Origin of the sequence: Bacteroides sp. CAG:189, from assembly GCF_000432295.1 — a bacterium.
In the GTDB taxonomy this organism is placed as follows: domain Bacteria; phylum Bacteroidota; class Bacteroidia; order Bacteroidales; family Bacteroidaceae; genus Bacteroides; species Bacteroides salyersiae.
This window is the reverse complement of the sequence record NZ_HF991125.1, coordinates 100,658-105,163: the sequence shown is the minus strand read 5'-3', so window position 1 is coordinate 105,163 and position 4,506 is coordinate 100,658. Positions and strand designations below refer to the sequence as shown.

Below are 4,506 nucleotides of genomic sequence, written 5' to 3'. Positions count from 1 at the left end.
CAGCAGGAATTGCACCTTTACCTTCAGTGATTATTTTGTATTGCAGTCCGCTCGGAGTTGTCTTTACACCTTCTTTTGTTTTGTTTTCTGCAAGGAATTTTTCACCGGCAGCTTTGTTGTCGGCATATTTTTCTTCCATTGCTTTTGCTTTGATGGCTTCCATTGCAGTCTGAGTATAGGTTTGTGCCTGTTCCATAGTCATCAAACCACCTTTTTCCAATGTACCGGCGATGAAACCAGCGAGGAAGTTTTCTTTGCTGATTGTTTTTACAGAATCGTTGCCGAACAGTTCGTGGTTGATACCTTTCATCATCTGGTTGCTGATCTGCTGACCGATCTGGAGACCTGCCATGTAAGCAGTTTCTTTTTTACCGCTTTTCTTGGCACCTTCGTTTACGCCTTTGATAAATTCAGCTAAATAAGCTGTGTCAACATCCATACGGCCTACCAAGTAACCTTTCAGACCTTGAGTCTGAGCCATACCGATTGAATAAGACAATGAATCGAGTTCTGTTTTCAGATTTGCTTTAGGAGCCTGGGCTGTACATGATGCAAGGCCGGCTACGGCAGCGATGGCTGCCAGCGTTGTAATTTTCTTCATTTCGCTTTAAAAAATTTATTTGTTTAATACTTCAAGTAATTCTACTTCGAATACCAATGTGCTATGCGGGGGAATCATTTCTCCGGCACCTTGTGCGCCATAGGCCAGGTCGGAAGGAATATACAGCTTCCATTTGGAACCTTCGGGCATCAATTGTAGGGCTTCTACCCATCCCGGGATTACCTGATTGACACCGAATACAGCCGGTTGGCCGCGTTTGATGGAACTGTCGAACAGGGTTCCGTCAATCAGTGTACCCTCGTAGTGGCATTTCACTTGGTCGGTAGCTTTGGCAAGTTTGCCTTTGCCTTCGGTGATAACTTCGTATTGCAGTCCGCTCGGAAGAGTGACAATGCCTGCTCTCTTTTTATTTTCTTCCAGGAATGCTTTGCCTTGTTCGATGCTGGCGGCGTTCATTTTCTGTTCCAGTTCTTCGAAATATTTGTTCACTATTTCGCGGGCTTCCTGGTGGCTGATAGCTGTCGGATTACCTTCCAATACATCTTTGATTGCCTGAGCAAAATCTTCTACCGCGATGCCCTTGGCACCCATACCTAACAAGTTTTGGCCAATTCCGAGGCCGATTGCATAACTAAATTTATCCATATATGTTTTTGTTGAAGATTGGAGGAAGAATGTTGAATCTTTCACTCTCAATCAATTGCAAATTTACAATTGGCAAAAATACGTGTTTTATTTGAATGAACGGGCTTTTTGGAATTAAAATTTCTTATTGTCTTATAAGTTATCTACTTTTATTGCGATAATGGGGAGAAATGAATCGATTATTGTTGCCGGACCACTTAGATTATGCAGACACGGACTTTGATATTCGATTATTCTATTCTATTTTTGCTATTCATATATTAAATGAAGGAGGAGATTATGAAAAACTTGGTTGTTTTATCCGGTGCCGGAATGAGTGCGGAGAGCGGTATCAGTACTTTTCGTGATGCGGGTGGATTATGGGATAAGTATCCGGTGGAGCAGGTGGCCACTCCGGAGGGTTATGCGCGTGACCCGGAATTGGTGATTAATTTTTATAATGAACGCCGGAAACAGTTGCTGGATGTAAAGCCGAATCGCGGTCATGAATTGCTGGCCGGTCTGGAGAAATATTTTAATGTGACGGTGATTACCCAGAATGTGGATAATCTGCATGAACGTGCGGGTAGTACGCACATTGTACACCTGCACGGTGAATTGACAAAAGTTTGTTCCAGCCGTGATCCCAACAATCCTCATTATATAAAAGAACTTCAGCCGGAGGAATATGAAGTCCGGATGGGCGACCGTGCCGGTGACGGTTCGCAGTTTCGTCCGTTCATTGTATGGTTCGGCGAATCGGTACCGGAGATAGAGACGGCTATTGATTTCGTGGAGAAGGCCGACATATTCGTTATCATCGGCACATCGATGAATGTCTATCCGGCTGCCGGTCTGCTGAACTATGTGCCCCGTGGTGCTGAAGTTTACTTGATTGATCCGAAGCCGGTGGATACGCATACTTCCCGCCCGATACATGTGATTCGGAAGGGGGCTTCGGAGGGAGTAGCGGAATTGCAGAAGCTATTGGGCGTATGATTCTTTTGAATTGATTTCTGTCAAGAGCATCTTTATGTATTCTTAACAGGAAAGCGGCTTTTGAAGAAGATAATTCCTGTTGCGTCGGCACATGGTGGGAAGGGGATCGCGACAAGTAATGAAACTCATCGTCACGTGCCGTGTTATTCATCGTCACATGCCGTGTTATTTTCGGTAACTACCGTTGGGAAGATGGTTGACGACCGTGCTTAGACGCCCTTTTTACGTTATTTGAAAAAGAAAGGAGAGGGCTGCTGCTCTCTCCTTGTATCGGGTGGATTAACTGAATCTAATTCATGATTACTTTCGCAAAGATACGATAATAAAACCCGGAAGCCAAGTAAAGGCCGTTTTATTTCTTGATGATTGCACGAAATATAAACCAGATATGATGGAGAACGGTACTGGCTGTTCCATAGTGGTGTGCCATAATACGGAAGCGTTCGCGAAGCGATGCTTTGTGGTTCCGGGTGGTCATTCCCTCGTCCAGATAGTCGATAAGTATCAAGTGGGTATTATGCAAGGTCCGTGCTTTCTTCATTACACGGATACACCAGTCGAAATCGGCGGAAAAGCGGTACTGCAAGTCATAAGGTTCTACCACTGTATGCCGTGCAAGAAAAGCCTGATGACATACGAGCATTCCTTGTTTGAAACTCTTCCATGTCAGTTTTTCCGGAGCGGAAAGGCGGCGCATGTGCAGGAAGTGGCGGTCCTTATCTACAATCGCGGTTTCACCGTACAGCACGTCCGGCAGTTCGCTTCCGTTGATCGAGTGTACCATTTGTTGCAAAGTGTCATCTTCATGGAAACTGTCGCCTGCATTGAGGAAGCAGAGATAATCTCCCGTGGCGAGTGAAATCCCCTTGTTCATTGCATCATACAATCCTTTGTCGGGTTCGCTGATAATCTTATGGATTCGTTCCCGATACCGGTTTGCGATAGCCATTGTATGGTCTCTCGATGCACCGTCCACAAGGATATATTCCACGTGATGGTACGTTTGTGAGATGACACTTTGTATGGTATCCTCTAATACTTCCCCGGCATTGTAGGTTACGGTGATAACCGATATTTTGGGCGTATGGCGGTTGCTATGCATATCTCCCCGTGATTTTATTGTAAACCTCGATGTATCTTTTGGCTATATAGCTTTCCGAATAGCTGGAGACGGCTTTCCGGCAGGCCTGTTCTGACAGAACCGGGTATTCCGATTCTTCCAATGCCCAATAAATGCCATTGGCAAAGTCTGCAGACGATTTGTATTGTGCCACGTACCCATTGTGCAGATGATCTATCATTTCCGGTATCCCCCCTACATTAAAACCTACACACGGAATGCCGCACGCCATTGCTTCCATAATCGTATTCGGCAGGTTTTCTTCCAGAGAAGGGGTCACAAACAAGTCGACGGCATTGTATATATTCACTAAGTCGTGTTCATTGCTGACGTATTCGAGGGCATAAACAGGGAAAGGAAGCAGGTGGGACAGTTGTTGCGACTGGTTGCCAAATGCTACGACTCCTAATGATGCTTTCAGCTCCGGATGTTTCTCGGCGAGCAATTTGCACGATTCGATCAGGTAGTCTATCCCCTTGCGCTTGTCGGTGATCTTGACAGAACCGAACAGGATCAGTTTTCCTTCCTGTGGCAGTTTGCAATGTGCACGGGCTTCTTTCTTGTTGCGTGGTTTGAAGAGGTTGGTGTTGATCGGGTTGGGAATGCTTATGACGGTCTGGTTGCGTAACAAGGCGCTGCTTTTTGCCCTTTCTTCCAACCAATGGCTACAAGTGACAAATGTAATGGGAGCTTGTTGGTAAAGCGCCTTTTTTTTGTTGAATATCCGGGTGGACAGATCTTTCTTGCCGCCTCCGGTGTATAGAAACTGGCAGTGATGGCATTCTTGCTGATAGTGGGTGCATTCACGGGCGTGGTGGCAGATACCGGTAGAAGGCCACATGTCGTGCATGGTCCATACCACCGGTTTGCCCGATTCCAATATCCGGTGTATGTCTTTCAGTGAGAGCATTCCCTGGTTGATCCAGTGTAAATGGATGATATCTGCCTGTGTAAACTCGGGCAGAGTGGTGATATCCGTTCCGGTATTGGCTATATCTACTGCAAAAAGATTGTTTTTTCGGAAATGATTGGCTTTCCAGATGACGATACGTTCCCACATAAATTTCCATACTGTCAGCCAGTTGCGTTCAAGGCGAACGACGCTTATTTGATTGGTTTGTTTGTCACGTACCAGCATTTTCGCTTTAATCCCGTTATTCTTCAGGGATTCCATAAGCCGGCTGGGGGACACGGCTGTCCC

The 4,506-nt window shown here is 45.8% G+C and carries 4 protein-coding genes and 1 pseudogene (1 of these 5 running past the window's edge); 1 reads left to right on the top strand and 4 read right to left on the bottom strand.

Translation table 11 applies throughout. The features are described 5' to 3' along the window. A partial coding sequence (locus tag QVP90_RS18825; RefSeq protein WP_288204919.1) for an FKBP-type peptidyl-prolyl cis-trans isomerase N-terminal domain-containing protein occupies nucleotides 1-601 on the bottom strand: 601 nt, incomplete at its 3' end. A 15-nt stretch (nucleotides 602-616) separates the two neighbouring features. After that, the gene (locus QVP90_RS18820) at nucleotides 617-1,207 is read right to left on the bottom strand and encodes an FKBP-type peptidyl-prolyl cis-trans isomerase (RefSeq protein WP_021937287.1); all 591 of its coding nucleotides are present in this window, start codon (nucleotides 1,205-1,207) and stop codon (nucleotides 617-619) included. A gap of 279 nt (nucleotides 1,208-1,486) precedes the next feature. Between QVP90_RS18820 and QVP90_RS18815 the strand changes: the two genes are divergently transcribed. Further along, a complete protein-coding gene (locus QVP90_RS18815) occupies nucleotides 1,487-2,185 on the top strand; it encodes an SIR2 family NAD-dependent protein deacylase (protein WP_005928364.1) in 699 nt (232 codons plus the stop codon). A gap of 352 nt (nucleotides 2,186-2,537) precedes the next feature. On the opposite strand, the gene QVP90_RS18810 is transcribed toward QVP90_RS18815, so the two are convergent. Both QVP90_RS18810 and QVP90_RS18805 read right to left on the bottom strand, forming a co-directional pair. Next, nucleotides 2,538-3,287, bottom strand: a complete 750-nt coding sequence (locus tag QVP90_RS18810) for a glycosyltransferase family 2 protein (protein WP_005928366.1) — start codon at nucleotides 3,285-3,287, stop codon at nucleotides 2,538-2,540. Continuing rightward, nucleotides 3,280-4,506, bottom strand: a pseudogene (locus tag QVP90_RS18805) (glycosyltransferase family 4 protein); it runs 76 nt beyond the window's last position. The gene QVP90_RS18810 and the pseudogene QVP90_RS18805 overlap by 8 nt, the downstream one beginning before the upstream one ends.